A 19,576-nucleotide genomic window follows, 5' to 3' on the forward strand; every position below is an offset into this window, starting at 1 on the left:
ACCCTTCACAAGGACGAACACGCGGTCACATGGGGGCCATCTGCTTCAGGGCATCGGAGGCGCCTCGGCGGCGCAGGACCAGCCAGGCCAGGGCAAGTGCCAGGGCCGAGCCCGCCAGTAGGAGCGTGGCCAGGGCGTTCAGGGCGGGGGACGGGGCGTTGCGCACCGCGCTGTAGAGCTTGATGGGAACCGTGACCGAGGAGGCGTCGGGGGAGAGGAACGAGGAGATCACGAAGTCGTCCATCGAGGACGCGAAGACGATCATCGCGCCTGCGAAGATCGCCGGGGTGAGCAGGGGGAACACGACGAGACGCAGGGCCGCCACCCGGCCGGCGCCGAGGTCCCGGGCCGCGCTCTCGTACTCCTCGCCGATGGACGCCAGCCGGGACCGGACGATGACGACGACGTAGGAGACCGAGAGCGTCACGTGGCCGAGCACCTGGGCCGGCCTGCCGAGCGGCACGAACAGGTACAGGTTGGTGAAGACGAGGTACAGGGCGCTGCCCATGACGATCTCGGGGGTGGCGAGCGGCAGCAGCATCAGCCCGTTCGCCGTCCGGCTCGTACGGCCGCGCCACCGGGCGAGCCCGAGCGCGAGCGCCACGCCGAGCGGGGTGGCCACCAGTGTGGTCAGCACGGCGAGGATCAGGCTGTTGGCCAGGGCCAGCCGCAGACTCGGGTCGGCCGCCACCGAGTTCGGGTCACCGGCGTACCAGCGCAGTGAGAACCCCTGCCACGAACTGCGCGACTTGCCCGCGTTGAAGGAGAACTGGATGGCGATCAGCACCGGGAGCAGCGACCACGCGACGTACAGCCAGGTGAGCGTCGCCAGCACGATGGGACGGCGGCGCGCGGACCGCCGGCGCGGGGAGCGGCTGCGGGCGGGCGGGTTCTCCGCAGGGCGGCTGCGGGCGGGCGGGTTCTCCCTGGGGCGGCTTCGGCCTGTGCGGTGGTCGCCGCGGTCGCCCGTGGAAGGGTTCTCGGGTAAGGGGAGGATCATGTGAGCTCTCTCTCCGCCCGGCCCGAGGCGATGAGGTAGTAGGCCATCAACGCCATGAGCAGGGCGGACAACAGCAGGACCAGCGAGGCGCCGAGCTCCTTGCGGCTGCCGCCCAGCAGGTAGAACTCGATCTGGTTGGCGACCATCGTGGTGGTCGGGGAGCCGGACACCAGCGTGTTGGTGTAGTAGTCGCCGAACATCGGCAGCGCGGTCACCGCCGAGGCGGTCATCAGGCCGTGGCGGGACAGCGGCAGCGTGACGTGCCAGAAGGCCCGGCGGCCCGAGCACCCGAGGTCGCGGGCGGCCTCCAGCAGTCGCTCGTCGACGCGTCCGAGCGTGGAGAAGAGCGGGACGATGAAGAACGGGATGTACCCGTAGGCCAGTGCGAGCACGACCGTGTACGGGTTGCCGGACAGCCATCGCACCGGCTCGGCGACCAGGTGGCTCGCCAGCAGCAGGTCGTTGACGTACCCGTCGTCCTGCAGCAGGTTCAGCCAGGCCAGCATGCGGGTGATGTAGTTGATCCACCAGGGTGCCAGCACCAGCGCGAGCAGCAGCCCGCGCCGCCTGCCCGCGTGCCGCGCCAGGTAGTACGCCACCGGGTACCCGACCAGCACGCACAGCGCCAGCGACACCCCCACGTACAGCAGGGTGCGCAGGAACACCGGCCGCAGGTCGCCGCTCAGGCTCCGCTGGAGGATCTCGCCGAAGGCCGTGAGATCCCAGTAGCGCGGGTCCCACTCGGGCACCGGGGCGTTGAAGACCGGGTCGGTGTACCCGAACGCCACGGCCGCCACCGCGTAGAACGGCACCGCGAACAGCGCGAGGATCCACAGGGTCCCCGGCGCCGCCAGCGCGGGCCACAGCGGTGAGGCCCGTCTGCGGCGGGCCGGGGCTCGGCTCACCGCCCGGCCTTGAAGAAAGCCCAGGCGTCGTTCCACAGTGCTTCGGCGGGTGGGCTGAGCTGGAGGAGCTGCAGGCCGCGCTCGTAGATCTCGGGGGTGACGATCGTCGATTTGAGCGCTTCGGTGACGAAGCCGTCGGCGACCATCTTCTCCGGCGTGATGGAGGCGATCGCGGGCTGGTAGCCGGTGTAGGAGAAGTTCTCCTGTGCCACGGCGGGGTCGAGCAGGTGGTCGAGGAACATGTGCGCCAGCACGGGCTTGGTGGCCGTGCGCGGGATCGCGAGCGAGTCGGTGCCGACCACGCCGGGGGCGCCATCGGGGTACCAGTAGCCGAGGACGTCGGCCTTGACGCCTTTCGGAAGGTAGGACTGGGCGTTCACCATGTCGCCCGACCAGCACTGGTGCACCGTCGCCTGGCCCTCGGCGACGAGCTGGTAGGCGTTGATGCCGATCTTGACGTGGGTCAGGTCGATCAGCTCGGAGAGCCAGACGCCCGCCTGTCTGATGCGCGCTGCGTCCTCGGTGTTGACGCTGGTGAGATTCCTGCGGAGCATCGCCAGCGCCAGCCCTTCGCGGGCGTCGTCGAGGATGTACGACTTCCCCTTGTAGGCGGGGTCCCACAGCAGCTCGTAGCCGTTGGACGGGACCGTCGTCACGCGGTCCGCGCGGTAGCCCACGCCGGTGGTGTAGGCGTTGTACGGCACGGTGTAGCGCGAGCCGTTGTCGTAGAACGGGTCGCGGAGCTGCAGCCACACGTTGGCGAAATTGGGCAGGTAGTTGTGGTTGAGCGGCTGGAGCAGCTTCCCTGCGCTGATCTTGGCGATGATGTCCGGGGTCGGGAAGCACACGTCGAAGCTCTCCCCGCCGGTGCGGAGCTTGGCGACCATCTCGTCCATCGTCGTGAAGGTCGTCACCTCGACCTCGACCCCGTGCTCTTCGCCGAACTTCTTGCACACGTCAGGAGAGATGTACTCGGGATAGTTGAGCAGCTTCAGCTTGCCTCCGGCCTCGGGCGGGCGTTTGCTCGCGACCGCGGGGACGTCGGTGTGCAGGGGGAGCTGCACCGGCCTGTCCGGACGGCTGAGCGGCACCGAGGCGGTGGCGGAGGGCCTTCTCGACGGGTCGGCGCCGCACGCCGCGGCGAGGCCCAGCAGGCCGCTGGCCACGAGGAATCGTCGACGATCCAGAGGCTCGCGAGGGTGAGAAGGCATGTACGGCTCTTTTCGTATGTAAGGTCACCTCTTGCCAGACTGACTGGTTAACCAGTTAGTCTGATGACGAGGGTCAGCGGTATCAAGGCTCCAGGCCCAAGTTTTCCGGTCGTTACGTGCGAACGGAAGGCGTCGGCGTGGACGCGGCGGGAAAGGTTCCGGCGAGTGGACCGGCACGGAGTTTCGCAGAACGCTTTGGACAGGGACCAGTACATCCCGGATTCGCGGAGCGCCGCGACCGGGCATATACGCAAGACCTACGACGCCATCGTCGTGGGCGGCGGGCACAACGGGCTGGTCGCCGCCGCCTGCCTCGCCAGGGCCGGCCTGACGCCGCTCGTGGTCGAGGCCCGCGCCACCACCGGCGGCGCGGCCACCACCGAGACCCCGTGGGGACCGGAGTTCAAGGTCACCGCGCTGTCGTACGTGATGAGCCTCATGCCGCCCACGATCGTCAACGGCCTGCGGCTCAAGGAGCACGGCTACCGCGTCGTCCCGATGGGCCCCGACTTCATGCCCTTCCCGGACGGCCGGTCGCTGCTGCTCACCGGGGAGGAGGCCCACGACCGGGCGCGGCTCTCGGCGTTCTCGCGGCGGGACGCGGAGAACATGCCCCGGTACGACGCGTGGCTGCGGGGCATCGGCGACGTGCTGTCCCCGCTGCTGCTCAAGACACCGCCGAAGATCGGCTCGACGCGGCCCCGGGACCTGATCGAGCAGCTCCGGATGGCCTGGGGCATGCGCGGGCTCTCCACGCGCGGCGCGGCCGACGCCGTCCGGCTGTTCACGATGTCGGTCTCCGACCTGCTCGACGAGTGGTTCGAGTCCCCCGAGGTCAAGGGGACCATGGCCATCAACGGCGTCATCGGCACCTGGGCGGGCCCCGCCGAGCCGGGCACCGCGTATGTGATGATGCACCACACCATCGGCGACGTCGGCGACGGCAAGATGGGCGGCTGGGGGTACCCGATCGGCGGGATGGGCGCGGTCGCGGCGGCGATCCGCCGCTCGGCCGAGTCGTCCGGCGCGCACGTGCTCACCGGTGCTCCGGTCGAGCGCCTCATCGTCGTCGACGGCCGGATCCGCGGCGTGGCGCTGAGGGACGGCCGTGAGTTCGGCGCCCCCATCGTCGTGGCCGCCACGCATCCGAAGATCACCTTCCTGGACCAGATCGATCGCTCGGAGCTTCCCCCGGACTTCGTCCGGGACATCGAGCGGTGGCGCTCGCGCAGTGGCGTCGTCAAGATCAACCTAGCGCTGTCCAGGCTCCCGAGGTTCACCTCCGATCCCGATCTGTCCCCGCAGGAGCTGAGCGGCTCGGTCGAGCTCTGCCACTCGCTGGAGTACATCGAGCGCGCCTTCCAGGACGCCCGCGAGGGCCGGCCCGCGGCCGCCCCCTTCTCCGACAGCGTGATCCCCTCGATCCTGGACCCCACCCTGTGCCCGGAGGGCATGCACGTCATGTCGATGTTCACCCAATGGGTGCCGCACACCTGGTCCGCCGAACCGCACACCGAGGAACTGGACGCCTACGCCGACCGGGTGATCGGCCTGTACGACGAGCTGGCCCCCGGGTTCAAGGCGTCGGTCGTCCACCGGCAGGTCATCGGACCCCATCAGATGGAGCGGGAGTACGGGCTGGTCGGCGGCAACATCTTCCACGGCGAGCTCTCCCCCGACCAACTGTTCCACCTGCGGCCGGCGCCCGGATACGCCGACTTCACCACCCCGGTCAAGGGCCTCTACCAGTGCTCATCCGCCACCCACGGCGGCGGCGGGGTCACCGGCATCGCCGGGTACCTGTGCTCCAGACGAATCCTGCGCGACCGGAGGTGGCGACGATGACCGACCTGTCCCGTACCGGCGAGAGCCGCACCGGCTCGGGCCGTACCGCGCCGGGTGCCGGCCTGTCCCGGACGGCGGGCGACGGCGGCCGCACGGCCCCGCTCGATCTCCTCCAGGTGCGGCGGTGCCTGGAGCCGCCCGGCATGATGCTGCCCGCGGCGGCCTACCTCAGCGACGACGTGCTCGACTTCGAGCGGCGGGTCCTCTTCGGCGCGGGGTGGGTCTGCGCCGGGCGCTCCGCCGACCTCGGCCCGCGCGCCCGCAGGGCCGTCGCCGTCGGCGACGACAGCGTGCTGCTGGCCCGGGACGAGAACGGCACGCTCCGCGCCTTCTACAACGTGTGCCGCCACCGGGGTCACGAGCTTATGCCGTGTGGATCCGGCGCGACGGGCCGCTTCATCGCCTGCCCGTACCACAACTGGGTGTACGACCTGTCGGGACGTCTCGACCGCGTCCCGCGTGAGCACGGCGACGCCTACCGGCCGGACCGGCTCGGCCTGGTCCCGGCCAGGGCCGAGGAATGGCACGGTTTCATCTTCGTCAACACCTCGGGCGACGCGGACCCCCTGGAGAGCCACCTCGCCGGGATCGAGGAGATCATCGCCCCGTACGAGATGGAGCGGCTCACGGTCGCCGCCTCGCACGAGTACGACCTGGCGGCCAACTGGAAGCTCGCGGTGGAGAACTACCACGAGTGCTACCACTGCCCGGCGATCCATCCGGAGCTGTGCAGGGTGTCCCCGCCGGACAGCGGCGACAACCACCGGCCGGAGGGGCTGTGGGCCGGCGGCAGCATGACCCTGGCCGACGGCGCGGAGACGATGTCGATGTCGGGCGCCTCGGGCGGCGCGTTCCTGCGCGGCGTCACCGGCCCGCTCCTGCGCAAGGTCGAATACCTCCACCTCTTCCCGAACCTGCTGCTCAGCCTGCACCCCGACTACGTCATGACCCACCTGCTCGACCCGGTCGGCGCGGGCCGTACGAAGGTCACCTGCCAGTGGCTGTTCCCGCCGGAGGCCGAGGGCGCCGACCCGTCGTACGCCGTGGACTTCTGGGACCTCACCAACCGCCAGGACTGGGGAGCGTGTGAGGGCGTGCAGCGGGGTGTGGCCTCGCGCGGCTACGTGCCGGGCCCGTTCGCGCCCGACGAAGAGGTCACCCATCAGTGGATCGCCTCCGTGGCGACCGCTTACCTCACAGGCCGGCTGTCGCCGGCTGAAAGGAAATGAGATGTCAGTCACCGGCGAGTCGGTGATCGAGCGTGATCTCGTCCTGCTCGACAGTTTGATCGCCGAGGAGGAGGCGGTCTTCCTGGGGCGGAACGCGGAGTCCCGGCGCATGCGCAGGGAGTGCGCCGACGTGCTTCCCGGAGGCGTCGCCTCCAACTGGCAGGACGCGCCGCCCGGAGCGGTCTGGATCTCCCACGGGACGGGCTCCCGCATCGTCGACGTCGACGGCACCTCCTACGTGGACCTGCACGGGGGATTCGGGGTGGGGCTGTCCGGCCACGCCCATCCGGCGATCGTCGAGGCGGTCTCCGACCGTGTGCGCAGGGGGACGCACTTCGCCCAGCCGACCGAGGACACCGTCGTGGTCGCCCGCGAGCTGGCCCGAAGGTTCGGCCTGCCGCTGTGGCGCTTCGGCAACTCCGGCACCGAGTCCACGATGGACGCGGTGCACCTGATGCGGGCCGCCACCGGCCGCATGAAGATCATCAAGGTGGAGGGCACCTACCACGGGCACCACGACAGCGTGCAGGTGTCGGTGTACCCGGACACCGAGGAGGCGGGGCCGTCCGGCCGTCCGAACTCGGTGCCGTCCGGCCCCGCGATCCCGCCCGCGCTCGCGCGGCTCACGCTCGTGGCGCCCTTCGGCGATCTCGGGGCCGTCGAGCGGCTGCTGGAGGAGAACCCCGGCGAGATCGCCGGCATGATCATCGAGCCGATCATGATGAACATCGGGCTCATCCCGCCGCCCGACGGCTACCTGGCCGGGCTGAGGAGCCTGCTGCACCGGCACGGCGCCTACCTGGCGTTCGACGAGGTTAAGACCGGCCTCGCCGTCGCGCCGGGCGGCGCGGCGGAGTGGTCTGGGGTGGTGCCCGACCTGCTGTGCCTCGCCAAGGCGCTCGGCGGCGGGCTGCCGTGCGGCGCGATCGGCGGGATCCCCGAACTCATGGGCCTCATCGCCGACGGGACCTACGAGCAGGTCGGCACCTTCAACGCCAACCCGCTGACGATGGCCGCCGCGCGCGCCGTCGTGTGCGAGATCCTCACCGACGACGCCTACCGGCACTTCGCGAGGCTGCGGCGGGTCATGACCGAAGGCGTCGAGGAGGTGCTGCGCCGCTTCGGGCTGCCCGGTCATGTGCGGTCGTACGGGGCCAAGGGAGCGGTCATCTTCCATGACCGGCCCCTGCACGACTACCGCGACTTCGTGGAGTACCCCGACCAGTGGGGCAACGCGCACTGGCTCTACCAGCACAACGGCGGGGTCTTCCTGCCGCCGTGGGGGAAGTGCGAGCAGTGGACGGTGTCGGTGCAGCACTCGGAGACCGACGTGCGGCGGTTCGTGAGCAACCTCGAACGGATGGCGGCGAGCCTGCGGCCCGGCGACCGTCAGGCGGGCAGCGCGGCGAGAAGGTAGGCCAGGCGGGCGGCGGCGTCCTCGATGTTGTCCACCGTGCCGAGCCGGTAGCCCCAGGAGGTGAGGTAGACGCCCTCCTGCGTGCAGGTGACGACCTCGACCAGCGTGTTGCTGAAGCGATTACGGGCCCGGACGCCGCCGGGGTGGCCGGTGAGGACCTGCACCGAGAGGTCGATGTGCCGGCGCGTCGCCAAGGCGAACTGATCGAGGCAGGACATGGTGTCCAGCATGTGCCTCACCTCCACATCACCTATGGCAGGTAAGGATTGCATGATCTTGCCGTGATAGGCAAGCAATTGCCGGGCTCAGAGTGACGATTGTTTGGCGAAGTCAACGAGCACGCGGACGATCACCTCGCGGGCCTCCTCGTCGAACACCGCCACCTCGCAGAGGTCCTGGAACGCGCCCGCGTAGAAGGCCACGTCCTCGGGGTCGCGCAGCACCAGGTCCTTGGTCCTGGTCGGCACGCCCACCATGGCCTCGTTGTAGATCCAGAAGCCGTTGAGCAGAGCGGAGGGGAGCTGGGCGGAGAAGGGGATGACCCCGAACTCGACGTTGGGCAGAGTGGTGACGGCCAGCAGCCGGTCGAGCTGGCCTCGCATGACATCGTCCGGCGCGAGCCGGTAGCGCAGCGCCGCCTCCGGCATGACGAAGCGGAACCGCCGCGCCGAGTCGTACAGGATCTCCTGCCGTCGCATGCGGACCTGGATCGCCGCGTCGATGTCGTCCGCGGCGTCGTAGAGCCGGCGGACCTTGGAGAAGATGTTGCGGGCGTACTCGGCGGTCTGCAGCAGCCCGATCACCACGCCCGGCTCGAACACCCGGAACAGCCTGGTGCGTGCCTCCAGGTCGCGGACGTCCTCCTGGAGGGCGGCCAGCCCGCTTTTGTGCCGCTGGCGCCAGGAGTCCTGCCGTTCCAGCAGCGTCACGGCCTGGGCGATCAGCTCGTCGATGATCTCGGGGTCCGCCTGGACGGCCTGGCCCCACACCACCACGTCGTCCTCGGTGGCGCTCTGTCTGGCGTTCTCGATGCGGGAGACCTTGGAGGCCTGCCAGTTCAGGGACGCCGCGAGATCCTTGCCGGAGAGCTGGGCGGCCTCGCGTAGCTGCCTGAGCTGAGCGCCGAGATCGGCCCGCGCCTGCTGAAAGCCACTCACGCTCACCTCCGGTCGGCGTCGGACTCGCACGAGGGTAGACCGGGTGGCGAGATCATGCCATAGGGATCTCCCTAATCGTGATCAGCGACACATCGACCCGGCTCCGGCGCGGAAAGCACGTCGCGTGCGATCTCGAGGAGCAACTCCCGCGGCACCTCCACCGCCGACTCGCCGTGGAGCACGTGGCGCAGATCGGCCTGGGCGTCCGGATCGGTCAGCGTGAGCCCTTGGACGACGATCGTTCCCCGGTCGGTCGCGTACAGCGAAGGGCAGGCGCCCGCCTCCGAGGTAGAACCGAGAAACCGCAGACGCATGAGTATCCTCCCCGAACGCACCCAGTGTGGCGCAATTGCGCGCAATTGTAGAGCACGCAAAGCCCTAAAAGCCTGTTGATGACCGCTATATCCGTACTTGACGGCTATGTCGTCTGACGAGCCATGGCCGGTCAGTCGCCGGTGACGCCGTCGGCCATCTCCCGCAGGATGTCCAGGTGGCCGTTGTGGCGGGCGATCTCCTCGATCAGGTGGTGCAGGATCCAGCGCAGCGTGACATGCGTGCCGTCCCTGAGGGGTGTCTTCGCCACCGTGTCCAGGTCGAGGGAGGCCACCAGCTCGCGATAGCGGGCGCACTGCGACTCGTACTCATCGAGGAGCCGGGCGAGCGGGATGTCGAGGGCGATCCGCATCTCCCGATCGGGATCGTCATCGGTCCACGGCCCCTGGTCCTCCTCGCCGAGCAACCGGGTCTGGATCCAGGAGTACTCCACCCATCGCACATGGCTGACCAGCCCGCTGATGGTCATCAGCGGCGAGCCGGGCAGGGGCGCGCTTCTGGCGTTCTCCTCGGAGAGGCCCGCGCACTTGGCGTGGACGGTGGCACGGACATAGTCGAGGAAGGTGGTCAGGTGGGCGCGTTCGTCCCAGGTCGGGGGCATATCGGTACGAGTCATGTGCGGGAGCCTGCTAGACCGGGCGACCCCTGTCCAACCATTTAGAGCAGCTCCCCGGGGATCGGGACCGCGCGGGCGCGCAGTTCCTCCCCGAGGGCCTTGGCCTGGGCGTCCAGGCGCGGGCTGGCCGCGACGCCCCGGCCGAGCAGCCCGTGCACGACGAAGTTCAGCGCGAGCAGGTTGGGCAGGCGATGGCGCTCGACCCGGAGCGCCGAGGTGCCCGGCAGCAGGCCCTGGAGCCGGTCGGCCGTGAGGAACTCCTCCAGCCAGGCGTACTGCGCGGCCGTGCGGACCCAGACGCCGAGGTTCGCGTTGCCGCCCTTGTCCCCGGACCTGGCGCCCGCGATCGTCCCCAAGGGGACCTCCCGCGGCGCGGACGTGCCCGCACCCGAGGCCGGCGGCCGACCGGATTCCCCAGCGGGCTCGCCAATGGCCGCCTCGCCGCCGGGGCTCGCCGTGCCGTGGGCGTCCGGCGCTCCGGCGGGAGCGCGCCAGATCGCCTCGCCGCCGGCCCACACCTCGGCCTGTACGGCGTGCGCCGGAACGGTCGTGGGCCAGTAGACGCCGTACGGCGAGGCGTCGCCCGGGGGAGTGAGCCCGTAGAAGCCGGGATAGGAGGCCAGCCCGGTCTCGACCACGGCGGAGGAGAACGCGCGCCCGGCCCTGCGCCGGTCGGCGTCCATGACCGTGACGCGCAGCAGCGCGACGGCGTCCGGGCCCCGTGGGGCGCCGAGCGGCGTCAGCTCCACATGCACCTGGTCGAAGGAGTCCCTCGGGACGCGGGTGAACACGGCCTCCTCGGCGAGGCGTGCCTTGGCCTCGATGTCGAGCCCGGTCAGCACGAGCGTCATCGTGTTGCGGTAGCCGCCCAGATGGTTGAGCGCGACCTTGAGCGTCTCCGGCGGCGCCTCGCCCCTGACACCGGAGACCCGCACCCTGTCGTCGCCGGCCGGCGCCAGCTCGATGGTGTCGAAGCGCGCGGTCACATCGGGGCCGAGGTAACGCGGCGAGCCGATCTCGTAGAGAAGCTGCGCGGTCACCGTGCCGACCGACACCTGCCCGCCCGTGCCCGGATGCTTGGTGATCACGCTGGAGCCGTCCGCGTACAGCTCGGCGATCGGGAAGCCGCAGTGCGCCAGATCGGGCACCTCGGTGAAGAACGCGTAGTTACCGCCCGTCGCCTGGCAGCCGCACTCGATGATGTGCCCGGCGACGACGGACCCGGCCAGAGCGTCGTAGTCCCCAGGCCGCCAGCCGAACCGCCACATGCCCGGCCCGGTCACCAGGGCCGCGTCGGTCACCCTGCCGGTCACCACCACGTCGGCGCCGCTCTCCAGCGCGACGGCGATCGGCCTGCCGCCGAGATAGGCGTTGGCGGTGAGTGCCGGGGCCGGCGGCTTCTCGCCGGTGTCGAGGTTGACCATGTCACCGAAGTCGCGCCCGGTGAGGTCGTCACCGGTCACGTGGGCCACCCGGGCGCTCAGCCCGAGCCGGTCGGCCAGCTCGGTGACGGCCTGCGCGCACCCGGCCGGGTCGAGACCACCCGCGTTCGACACGATCTTGATGCCGCGGTCGAGACAGGTGCCGAGGACCTGTTCCATCTGGGTGAGGAAGGTCCGCGCGTACCCGGGCCTGCCCTTGAGCCGGTTGCCGGCCAGGATCAGCATGGTCAGCTCGGCCAGCCAGTCGCCGGTGAGCACGTCGATCGGCCCGCCCTCGACCATCTCCCTCGCGGCCGACAGCCTGTCGCCGTAGAACCCGCTGCAGTTGGCGACGCGCAGCGGGGCTTCGCCGCCCGCCGCGCCGGTGCTCGCGGGGACGCCGGTCACGAGACCTGGTCCCCTTCGGGATCCGCCTTCGGGATCCAGGAGGCGGGGCGCTTCTCCATGAAGGCGCGGATGCCCTCCTGGCCCTCGGGGGAGGTGAAGCGCTGCGCCGAGAGCTCGGCCATCTGCCGCATGCCGTCGTCGACCGACAGGCCGGGAACGGTGCGCACGAGCTGCTTGGTGATCGCGAGCGCCTCCGGGCCGCCGCGCAGCAGCATGTCGGCGTAGTGGGCGACGGTCGCGTCCAGCTCCTCGGCCGGCACGGCCCGCGTCAGCAGGCCGATCTCCGCGGCACGGGCGGCGCCGAACACCTCCCCGGTGAGGAAGTACTCCGCGGCGGCACGCGGATCGAGGCGGCGCAGCACGGTCACCGAGATCATGGCGGGCACCACGCCCAGCCGTACCTCGCTGAACGCGAACGTCGCCGAGTCGGGGGCGATCGCGAAGTCGCACGCGGCCACCAGCCCGAGGCCGCCGGCGCGCGCGGTGCCGTTGAGGCGGCAGATCACCGGTTTGGGGCTCTCCCAGATCAGGCTCATGATCTCCGGGAAGGACGCGGTCACGGGGGCGTCGTGGGGCCGGTCCTTCTGGCCGGGCGCCTGCTCCTTCAGGTCGGCGCCGGAGCAGAACACCGGGCCGGCGCCGGTCAGCACGATGACGCGGACGTCCTCCCGGCCGATGGCGTGGTCGAGCGCGCGCTCCAGGTCGCCGAGCAGGCGGACCGACAGCGCGTTGCGGTTGCCCGGCGAGTCGAGCGTGAGCGTGGCGATCCCGCCTCGCACCTCGTGGTGAACCAGCGCGTTCATTGCTGCTCCTCGATGACGGCGAGCACGGCCCCGGCCTCGACCTGGCGGCCGGGGGTCACGTTCAGCGCGGAGACGACGCCCGCGGCCGGAGCGGAGATCTGATGCTCCATCTTCATCGCCTCCAGGGTGAGAATCGGCTGTCCCGCGACGACGGGCGCCCCGGATGTGACCTCGACGCGCAGAACGGTACCCGGCATGGGCGCGAGCAGGGATCCCGGGGCGATCAGCACGACCGGCTCCGGGAGCCGCGGAAGACGACGGAGCCGCATCGAGCCGAGGGCCGAGTCGACGTACACCTCGTCGGCGTAGCGTGCGACGGCGAAGCGGCCGAGCACTCCGGACACCTCGAGGACCACCTCGCCGGGGGTGGCGGACAGGAGGCGCACCTCGGGCGGCCCCTCCGCCAACCCGCCGTCGCGGCCGAGCCGGTAGCCGACCTCGACACGCCCTCCTGGACCCTCGAACGCGGCCCGTTGCGGCTGTGAGGCCACGTTGCGCCAGCCGCTCGGCAGCCCGCCCAGAACGCTCGCCTCCGCGCGGTTGCCGGCGGCGAGCGCGAGGGCGGCGGCGAGGGCGAACACCGGCACGGGCGGCACGGCCGGCGCGGTGACCTCGTGCGCGTCCAGGAACCCCGTGTGCGTGTCGCCCGCCAGGAACGCCCGGTGCCGGAGCACCGCCACCAGGAGATCGCGGTTGGTGGTGAGACCGTGGACGCGCGCACGGGCCAGCGCGGTCGCGAGCCGCCGCGCCACCGCCGCCCGGTCGGGCCCCCAGGCGATGACCTTGGCCAGCATCGCGTCGTAGTGCACGCCCACCTGCGACCCGCTCTCCACCCCTGAGTCCAGCCGCAGGCCGTACGGGCGCGTCGCGTGCCCGCCGCCCGTCGCCGGCACCTCGAACCGGGCGTCGACCCCGGGCACCTCGAACAGGTGCAGGGTGCCGTTCTGGGGACGCCAGTCGCGGGCCGGGTCCTCGGCGTACAGGCGGACCTCGATGGCGTGGCCCGCGGCCCCGGGCGGCTCGGCGGGCAGGCGGGACCCCTCGGCGATCTCCAACTGGAGGCGGACCAGGTCGACGCCGTACACGCATTCGGTCACCGGGTGCTCGACCTGGAGCCGCGTGTTCATCTCCAGGAACGCGATCGTGGCGCCCTTGACCAGGAACTCGACGGTCCCGGCGCCGACGTAGCCGATCGCCTTGGCGGCCTTGACCGCCGCGTCGAACAGGGCTTCTCGCACGCCGGGAGAGATACCCGGCGAGGGGGTCTCCTCGACGACCTTCTGGTGCCTGCGCTGGATCGAGCACTCCCGCTCCCCGAGCGTCCACACCGTGCCGTGCGTGTCCGCCAGGATCTGCACCTCGATGTGCCTGGCGTCCTCAAGGAGCGGTTCGACGAAGACGGCGCCGTCGCCGAACGCCGACAGCGCCTCCCGGCGGGCCGACGCGACCGCCTCCTCCAGCGCGCCGGGGTCGCGCACGATCCGCATCCCCCGCCCGCCGCCGCCCGCCGAGGCCTTGACCAGGACCGGGAACACCGGTTCCCCGGATTCCTGGCGCCCGGCCCGCGCAGACCCGGGCGGTTCCGGCTGGAAGGCTCCGCCGGGTCCAGGGGTCAGCGAGGGAAGCACCGGGACGCCGGCCTGGGCCATCAGGAGCTTGGCCTCGATCTTGGAGCCCATCGCGGTGATGGCGTCGGGGTGGGGGCCGATCCAGGTCAGCCCCGCGTCGAGCACGGCTCGGGCGAACGCGGCGTTCTCCGACAGGAACCCGTAACCCGGGTGGACGGCGTCCGCGCCGGCCTTCAGCGCCGCCTCCACGATCGCGGGGATGTCCAGATAGGTGTCGGCGGGCCTGACCCCGGCCAGCCGTACCGCATGGTCCGCCTCGGTGACGTGCGGCGAGGCGGCATCGGCGTCGGAGAACACCGCGACGGTCTCGATGCCCAGGTCACGGCAGGTACGGAAGATCCTGCGGGCGATCTCCGCGCGGTTGGCCACCAGCAGTCGTCTGATCATTCGCTCACATCCGGAAGACGCCGAAACCGGCGGGGGCGGGGACCGGGGCGTTGCCGGCGGCGGACAGGCAGAGGCCGAGGACGGTGCGGGTGTCGCGCGGGTCGATCACCCCGTCGTCGTACAGCCGCCCGGACAGGAAGAACGGCAGTGACTCGGACTCGATCTGGGACTCGACCATCTGCCGCATCGCCACGTCGGCCGCCTCGTCGTAGACCTGGCCGCGTGCCTCGGCGGACGCGCGGCCGACGATGGACAGCACTCCGGCGAGCTGGGCCGGGCCCATGACCGCCGACTTGGCGCTCGGCCACGCGAACAGGAAGCGCGGGTCGTAGGCCCGCCCGCACATGCCGTAGTTGCCGGCGCCGTAGGAGGCCCCCATGACGATGGTGAAGTGGGGCACGGTGGAGTTGGACACCGCGTTGATCATCATGGCGCCGTGCTTGATGATGCCGTGCTGCTCGTAGTCCTTGCCGACCATGTAGCCGGTGGTGTTCTGCAGGAACACCAGGGGAGTGCGCGACTGGTTCGCGAGCTGGATGAACTGCGCCGCCTTCTGGGCCTCCTCGCTGAACAGCACGCCGCGGGCGTTGGCCAGGATGCCGATCGGGTGCCCATGCAGGGTGGCCCACCCCGTCACCAGGCTCGCGCCGTACAGCGGCTTGAACTCGTCGAACTCGCTGGCGTCGACGATGCGGGCGATCACCTCGCGCGGGTCGAACGGGATCTTGAGGTCCTCGGGCACGATGCCGAGAAGCTCCTCCTCGTCGTAGAGCGGAGCCCGCACGTCCTGCGGGCCACCGCCGCCGCGCTCACCCGCCTTTCGGCGGTTCAGGCGCCTGACGATGCGGCGGCCGATCCGCAGCGCGTCGTGCTCGTCCACGGCCAGGTGGTCGGCGAGGCCGGAGGTGCGGGCGTGCATCTCGGCGCCGCCCAGCGACTCGTCGTCGGACTCCTCGCCGGTGGCCATCTTGACCAGCGGGGGGCCGCCCAGGAAGACCTTGGCACGTTCCTTCACCATGACCACGTGGTCGCTCATGCCCGGGACGTACGCGCCTCCGGCCGTGGAGTTGCCGAACACGAGGGCGATGGTGGGGATTCCGGCGGCCGACAAGCGGGTCAGATCACGAAATATCCGGCCGCCTGGGATGAAGATCTCCTTCTGGGTCGGCAGGTCCGCCCCGCCGGACTCGACCAGGTTGATCAGCGGAAGCCGGTTCTCCAGCGCGATGTCCGCCGCCCTGAGCGTCTTGCGCAGCGTCCACGGGTTCGACGAACCGCCACGCACGGTCGGGTCGCTCGCGGTGATCACGCACTCGACCCCCTCGACGACTCCGATCCCGGTGATCACGCTCGCGCCCACCGGGAAGTCGGTTCCCCAGGCGGCGAGCGGCGAGAGCTCCAGGAACGGCGAGTCGGGATCCACCAGCAACTCGACGCGCTCCCTGGCGAGCAGCTTGCCGCGCCGGTGATGGCGCTCGACGTACTTGGGGCCACCGCCCGCCACGGCCTTGGCCTGCTCGGCGTCGAGGTCCCGCAGCTTGGCGAGCATGGCGGCCCGTCTCGCCTGGAAGTCGGCGCTCGCGGTGTCGAGCCGGCTGTCGATCACGCTTCACTCCCGGGGGTCCCAGTGGCCGTGGCCCAGAAGGTAGTACATCGGACCGGTACACCGGGCGGCGGGGGACCGGCACCGCGCGTGTCCCGGCGGCGGGGGATGGACGTGGTGGATCCGCGGCCGCGTGGGCTCGGCCGGGGGGCAGGTGGCGGGCCCGTGGTCACGTGGCACGGTGCTACCCGCAGTGGGACCAGCCGCTCTTCCAGGAGGCCGTGCCGTACCCGCCGCCCCAGATCACGCACGTCTTGCCGGCGGCGAGCCGGAGCGGGCCCGCGTAGGCCTCGTAGACGCCGCCGTCATTGGCCGAAGAACCGCCCTGCACCTGGAGCACGGCACTCATCTTGATCTTCTGGGGCACCACGTACTTCGACAGCGTGACCACGCAGTTCTTCTTCGCCGTGCCGTTGTAGAGCAGGTGGACGGTGGCGCCGCCGAAGGAGTGCGAGTCGATGGCCTTGTACCCCGCGCCGCAGAGCCCGGCCGCCGTGTACGGGTTGGCCTTCGGGGTCGCCGTCGGCTTGGGGGTGGGCTTCCCGGTCGGGCTGGAGGTCGGCTTCCTGGTGGGAGAGACGGTCGGTTCAGCCGTGGTCGTCGGTTTGGGGGTGGCCGTCGGCTTCCGGGTCGGCGTCCGTGAGGGTGCCGCGGTGGTGGGCCGCCCGTGCGAGGGGGAGGCGGACCGCCGGCCGGGGGACTCGCCGGCCCAGGGCCTGCCAGGGTGCGAGGCCCGCTTGGTCCGGCTCGGCGACGCCGAGGGCGAGAGCTCGGCCGCCGTCCCCTCCACGGAGGGCTCGTCGGTCACCTGCTGCCCGCTCGCCTGGGCGTTCGCGGACCGCCCGGCCGCGGTGTCATCGGACCTCGTCATCGACTGGACCAGGGTGACGGTGCCCGCCGTCACGACCGCGGCGGTGAGCGCCGCCAGGAGCGGCAGCACGACCGCGGGCCCGGGACGCCGCCGCCGGGCCGTGCGGCGCGAAGCGCCCCGCACGGTTCCCTGAGAGCCCGCCGGACCGTTGCCGACGGCATCCTCCCGGCGCTCCCCGAAGCCACCCGCCTGGCCGCCGCCGAAGCCACCGCTCCCGGACCCGCCGCCGTGAACGGGTCCGTGCCCGCCGCCGTGAACGGGTCCGTGCCCGCCGCCCTGGAGGTTCTGCGCGCGCGCCGGCCCGATGTCGCCGCTGCCCATCAGGTGGCCCGCCACGGCCTCCGAGGAGGGGCGGCGGGCAGGGTCCTTCGACAGGCACGCGGCGACCAGGTCGCGCAGCGAGTCGTCAAGGGCGGTCAGGTCGGGCTGCTCGTTCAGGATGCGGTTGATCACCGCGGGGATGGAGTCGGCGCCGAAGGCGGGCCGTCCGGTGGCGGCGAAGACGATCGTCACGCCCCACGCGAACACGTCGACCGCGGAGGTCACCGCCGCGCCGCTGAGCTGCTCCGGCGCCAGGAACGACGGGGTTCCGAGGGTGTCGCCGGTGGCGGTGGCGCCCGGGGCGTCCAGGGCCCGCGCGATGCCGAAGTCGATGACGACCGGTCCCTCTGGCCCCATCAGCACGTTGGCGGGCTTGAAGTCCCGGTGCAGGATGCCCGCCCGGTGGATGGCGGCGAGCGCGGTGGCCGTACTGACCGCGAGGCGATCGAGCGCGGCGCCCCGGCGAGGACCTTCCCGCTCGACCAGTTCGCGCAGCGACGGGCCGGGCACGTACTCGCTGACGATGTAGGGCTGGTTGCCGGCCAGGTCGGCGTGCAGCACCGAGGCGGTGCAGAACCTCGCGACCCGCTGCGCGACCGACACCTCGCGAAGGAACCGGGCGCGGGCGTCGGCGTCGCCGGAGAGCCGGGCGTGGAGCAGCTTGATCGCCACCGGCTCGCCCGAGGTGGACCGGCCGAGGTAGACGACGCCCTGGCCGCCGTCGCCCAGGCGTCCGATGATGTCGTACGCACCGAGGCGGCGCGGGTCCTCGTCCGTGAGTCCCTGTGTCACCTCGACCCCCGATATCCCGATTTATCCGCACCTGTGGTTAAGAACGCTACCAGTGGGAACCCAGGGACGCCGGGGAGATCAGATGGCCTTGCCGGGATTGAGAATGCCCAGGGGGTCGAAGACCTGCTTGATCTTCTGCTGGACCTCGCTCACCACCGGGCCGCTCTCCAGGCCGAGCCAGCGGCGCTTGAGCAGGCCCACCCCGTGCTCGCCCGTCAGCGTCCCGCCGAGGCGGAGCGCGGCACGGAAGACCTCGTCGGCCGCCGCCCACACGTTCGCGGGCGGCTCGGAGAGCCCTCGGTCGAAGATGAAGACCGGGTGCAGGTTGCCGTCGCCGGCGTGCGCGACCGTACAGATGAGGGTGTCGTGGCGGGCCGCGGTCTCCTCGATGATGGTGATCATGTCCGGCAGCACCGAGCGGGGAACGCAGACGTCCTCCACCAGGCAGGCGCCCAGCCGCTCCTTGGCGGTGTAGGCCAGCCGCCGGAGCCCGATCAACTCGTCGGCCTCCTCGGGGGAGGAGGACATCGCGACGAAGCTCGCGCCGTTCGCCTCGCACAGCCGCGCCATCGCGTCGGCGCTGCCGGGAAGCTCGCCCTCCGACTGCGCGATCAGCATGGCCTGGACCCCGGCGTCCAGGCCGATGTTCTTCCAGTCGTCGATCGCCTTGAGGGTGTTGCGGTCCATCAGCTCCAGCAGCGACGGCCGGCATCCCGCGGCGACGATCGCGGCGACGGCGTCGCCCGCGGCGCGCTGCGAGGGGAACTCGGCGGCGACGGTGACCGGCGGCGCGGCCGGCGCCCGGCGTAGCCGCAACGTGGCCGAGGTGATCACCCCGAGGGTGCCTTCCGAGCCGACGAAGAGCCCGGTGAGGTCGTACCCGGTCACCCCCTTCATGGTCCGGCGGCCGGTGGTGAGCAGCCGTCCGTCGGCCAGCACGACCTCCAGGCCGAGCGTGGAGTCGCGGGTGACGCCGTACTTCACGCAGCGCAGCCCGCCCGCGTTGGTGGCCAGGTTGCCGCCGATGGTGGAGATCTCGTACGAGGACGGGTCGGGGGCGTACATCAGGCCGTGCGCACGGGCGGCGCGGTCGAGGTCGGCGGTGATCACACCCGGCTCGACGACGGCGATCTCGTCGGCCGGGGACAGCTCACGGATCTCGGTCATGCGCGCCAGCGACAGCATCACACAGCCCTCGACCGCCGTCGCTCCGCCCGCGAGGCCGGTGCCCGCTCCACGGGGGACCACGGGCACCCGGTGCTCGGTGGCCCAGCGCATCGTGGCGACCACGTCGTCCCGGGTCTGCGCCGCCACCGCGCACAGGGGTTTGCCGGGTTCGAGAAACGTCTGGTCACGGGCGTAGGAGGCGGCCACGTCGGGGTCGGTCAGCACTCTGCCTGCGGGGAGCGCGCCGACGAGCTCATCAACTGCGTTCACGCCAGCGACTGTACGTTCTGCCCCCGATGAATGCCGATTCGGGCGCACAAGGGTGGATGTGGTGTACAGGCGCCGGAGTGGAGCGTTCCGGTGCACGAAAAAGGCCAGATCACGGTGAGCGCCGAGAGCGGGAACCCCGTGGCCGTCGGACTTCCGACGATGACAATTTCGCAACACCTTTGGTCGGCTTTA

General features: G+C 71.2%; 16 protein-coding genes. 3 read left to right on the forward strand and 13 right to left on the reverse strand.

Annotated features, from left to right (window positions below; genetic code table 11):
- Positions 1 to 25: 25 nt before the first annotated feature.
- From ABD810_RS09100 to ABD810_RS09110, 3 genes are read right to left on the reverse strand one after another with little or no spacing between them, the layout of a single operon-like run.
- Entirely contained in the window at positions 26 to 1,000 is a 975-nt protein-coding gene (locus tag ABD810_RS09100; protein ID WP_344936727.1) for an ABC transporter permease, read from the reverse strand.
- Complete coding sequence (locus ABD810_RS09105) at positions 997 to 1,905, reverse strand: ABC transporter permease (protein WP_344936729.1); 909 nt, start codon at positions 1,903 to 1,905, stop codon at positions 997 to 999. Before ABD810_RS09105 ends, ABD810_RS09100 begins: the two co-directional genes overlap by 4 nt.
- Positions 1,902 to 3,071, reverse strand: coding sequence for a polyamine ABC transporter substrate-binding protein (locus tag ABD810_RS09110; RefSeq protein ID WP_344936730.1), 1,170 nt, complete (start codon positions 3,069 to 3,071; stop codon positions 1,902 to 1,904). The genes ABD810_RS09105 and ABD810_RS09110 overlap by 4 nt, the downstream gene beginning before the upstream one ends.
- A gap of 210 nt (positions 3,072 to 3,281) precedes the next feature.
- Between ABD810_RS09110 and ABD810_RS09115 the strand changes: the two genes are divergently transcribed.
- The 3 genes from ABD810_RS09115 to ABD810_RS09125 are packed head-to-tail and all read left to right on the forward strand — an operon-like array spanning position 3,282 to position 7,607.
- Complete coding sequence (locus ABD810_RS09115; protein ID WP_344936732.1) at positions 3,282 to 4,961, forward strand: phytoene desaturase family protein; 1,680 nt, start codon at positions 3,282 to 3,284, stop codon at positions 4,959 to 4,961.
- On the forward strand, positions 4,958 to 6,190 hold the full coding sequence (locus ABD810_RS09120; protein WP_344936733.1) for an aromatic ring-hydroxylating oxygenase subunit alpha: 1,233 nt from the start codon (positions 4,958 to 4,960) through the stop codon (positions 6,188 to 6,190). The genes ABD810_RS09115 and ABD810_RS09120 overlap by 4 nt, the downstream gene beginning before the upstream one ends.
- 1 nt (position 6,191) lies before the next feature.
- The gene (locus ABD810_RS09125; protein ID WP_344936736.1) at positions 6,192 to 7,607 is read left to right on the forward strand and encodes an aspartate aminotransferase family protein; all 1,416 of its coding nucleotides are present in this window, start codon (positions 6,192 to 6,194) and stop codon (positions 7,605 to 7,607) included.
- Here ABD810_RS09125 and ABD810_RS09130 read toward each other — a convergent pair.
- The 10 genes from ABD810_RS09130 to ABD810_RS09175 form a co-directional block, all read right to left on the reverse strand.
- Positions 7,580 to 7,837, reverse strand: coding sequence for a hypothetical protein (locus ABD810_RS09130; protein ID WP_344936738.1), 258 nt, complete (start codon positions 7,835 to 7,837; stop codon positions 7,580 to 7,582). The genes ABD810_RS09125 and ABD810_RS09130 overlap by 28 nt on opposite strands.
- 75 nt (positions 7,838 to 7,912) lie before the next feature.
- A complete protein-coding gene (locus ABD810_RS09135; protein ID WP_344936740.1) occupies positions 7,913 to 8,764 on the reverse strand; it encodes a helix-turn-helix domain-containing protein in 852 nt (283 codons plus the stop codon).
- Between the two features lie 71 nt (positions 8,765 to 8,835).
- Complete coding sequence (locus ABD810_RS09140) at positions 8,836 to 9,078, reverse strand: hypothetical protein (RefSeq protein ID WP_344936742.1); 243 nt, start codon at positions 9,076 to 9,078, stop codon at positions 8,836 to 8,838.
- A 131-nt stretch (positions 9,079 to 9,209) separates the two neighbouring features.
- A complete protein-coding gene (locus ABD810_RS09145; protein WP_344936744.1) occupies positions 9,210 to 9,713 on the reverse strand; it encodes a DinB family protein in 504 nt (167 codons plus the stop codon).
- A 41-nt stretch (positions 9,714 to 9,754) separates the two neighbouring features.
- A complete protein-coding gene (locus tag ABD810_RS09150) occupies positions 9,755 to 11,542 on the reverse strand; it encodes an acyclic terpene utilization AtuA family protein (RefSeq protein WP_344936746.1) in 1,788 nt (595 codons plus the stop codon).
- A complete protein-coding gene (locus ABD810_RS09155) occupies positions 11,539 to 12,345 on the reverse strand; it encodes an enoyl-CoA hydratase-related protein (RefSeq protein ID WP_344936748.1) in 807 nt (268 codons plus the stop codon). The genes ABD810_RS09150 and ABD810_RS09155 overlap by 4 nt, the downstream gene beginning before the upstream one ends.
- A complete protein-coding gene (locus ABD810_RS09160; protein WP_344936750.1) occupies positions 12,342 to 14,360 on the reverse strand; it encodes an acetyl/propionyl/methylcrotonyl-CoA carboxylase subunit alpha in 2,019 nt (672 codons plus the stop codon). Before ABD810_RS09160 ends, ABD810_RS09155 begins: the two co-directional genes overlap by 4 nt.
- Before the next feature lie 4 nt (positions 14,361 to 14,364).
- Complete coding sequence (locus ABD810_RS09165; RefSeq protein WP_344937571.1) at positions 14,365 to 15,909, reverse strand: acyl-CoA carboxylase subunit beta; 1,545 nt, start codon at positions 15,907 to 15,909, stop codon at positions 14,365 to 14,367.
- 238 nt (positions 15,910 to 16,147) lie between these two features.
- Positions 16,148 to 17,947: a serine/threonine-protein kinase gene (locus ABD810_RS09170; protein WP_344936752.1), complete on the reverse strand. Its 1,800-nt coding sequence runs from the start codon at positions 17,945 to 17,947 to the stop codon at positions 16,148 to 16,150.
- Between the two features lie 78 nt (positions 17,948 to 18,025).
- On the reverse strand, positions 18,026 to 19,384 hold the full coding sequence (locus ABD810_RS09175; protein WP_344936754.1) for an FAD-binding oxidoreductase: 1,359 nt from the start codon (positions 19,382 to 19,384) through the stop codon (positions 18,026 to 18,028).
- Between the last annotated feature and the right edge of the window lie 192 nt (positions 19,385 to 19,576).

Source organism: Sphaerisporangium flaviroseum (assembly GCF_039537005.1).
GTDB classification, from domain to species: Bacteria; Actinomycetota; Actinomycetes; order Streptosporangiales; family Streptosporangiaceae; genus Sphaerisporangium; species Sphaerisporangium flaviroseum.

Excerpts from the sequence above, each read along its gene's own strand:
- ABD810_RS09100 (WP_344936727.1), bottom strand. The coding sequence starts at position 1,000 with ATGATCCTCCCCTTACCCGAGAACCCTTCCACGGGCGACCGCGGCGAC.
- ABD810_RS09120 (WP_344936733.1), top strand. The coding sequence starts at position 4,958 with ATGACCGACCTGTCCCGTACCGGCGAGAGCCGCACCGGCTCGGGCCGT.
- ABD810_RS09125 (WP_344936736.1), top strand. The coding sequence starts at position 6,192 with ATGTCAGTCACCGGCGAGTCGGTGATCGAGCGTGATCTCGTCCTGCTC.
- ABD810_RS09130 (WP_344936738.1), bottom strand. The coding sequence starts at position 7,837 with ATGCTGGACACCATGTCCTGCCTCGATCAGTTCGCCTTGGCGACGCGC.
- ABD810_RS09140 (WP_344936742.1), bottom strand. The coding sequence starts at position 9,078 with ATGCGTCTGCGGTTTCTCGGTTCTACCTCGGAGGCGGGCGCCTGCCCT.
- ABD810_RS09145 (WP_344936744.1), bottom strand. The coding sequence starts at position 9,713 with ATGACTCGTACCGATATGCCCCCGACCTGGGACGAACGCGCCCACCTG.
- ABD810_RS09155 (WP_344936748.1), bottom strand. The coding sequence starts at position 12,345 with ATGAACGCGCTGGTTCACCACGAGGTGCGAGGCGGGATCGCCACGCTC.
- ABD810_RS09160 (WP_344936750.1), bottom strand. The coding sequence starts at position 14,360 with ATGATCAGACGACTGCTGGTGGCCAACCGCGCGGAGATCGCCCGCAGG.
- ABD810_RS09165 (WP_344937571.1), bottom strand. The coding sequence starts at position 15,909 with ATGCTCGCCAAGCTGCGGGACCTCGACGCCGAGCAGGCCAAGGCCGTG.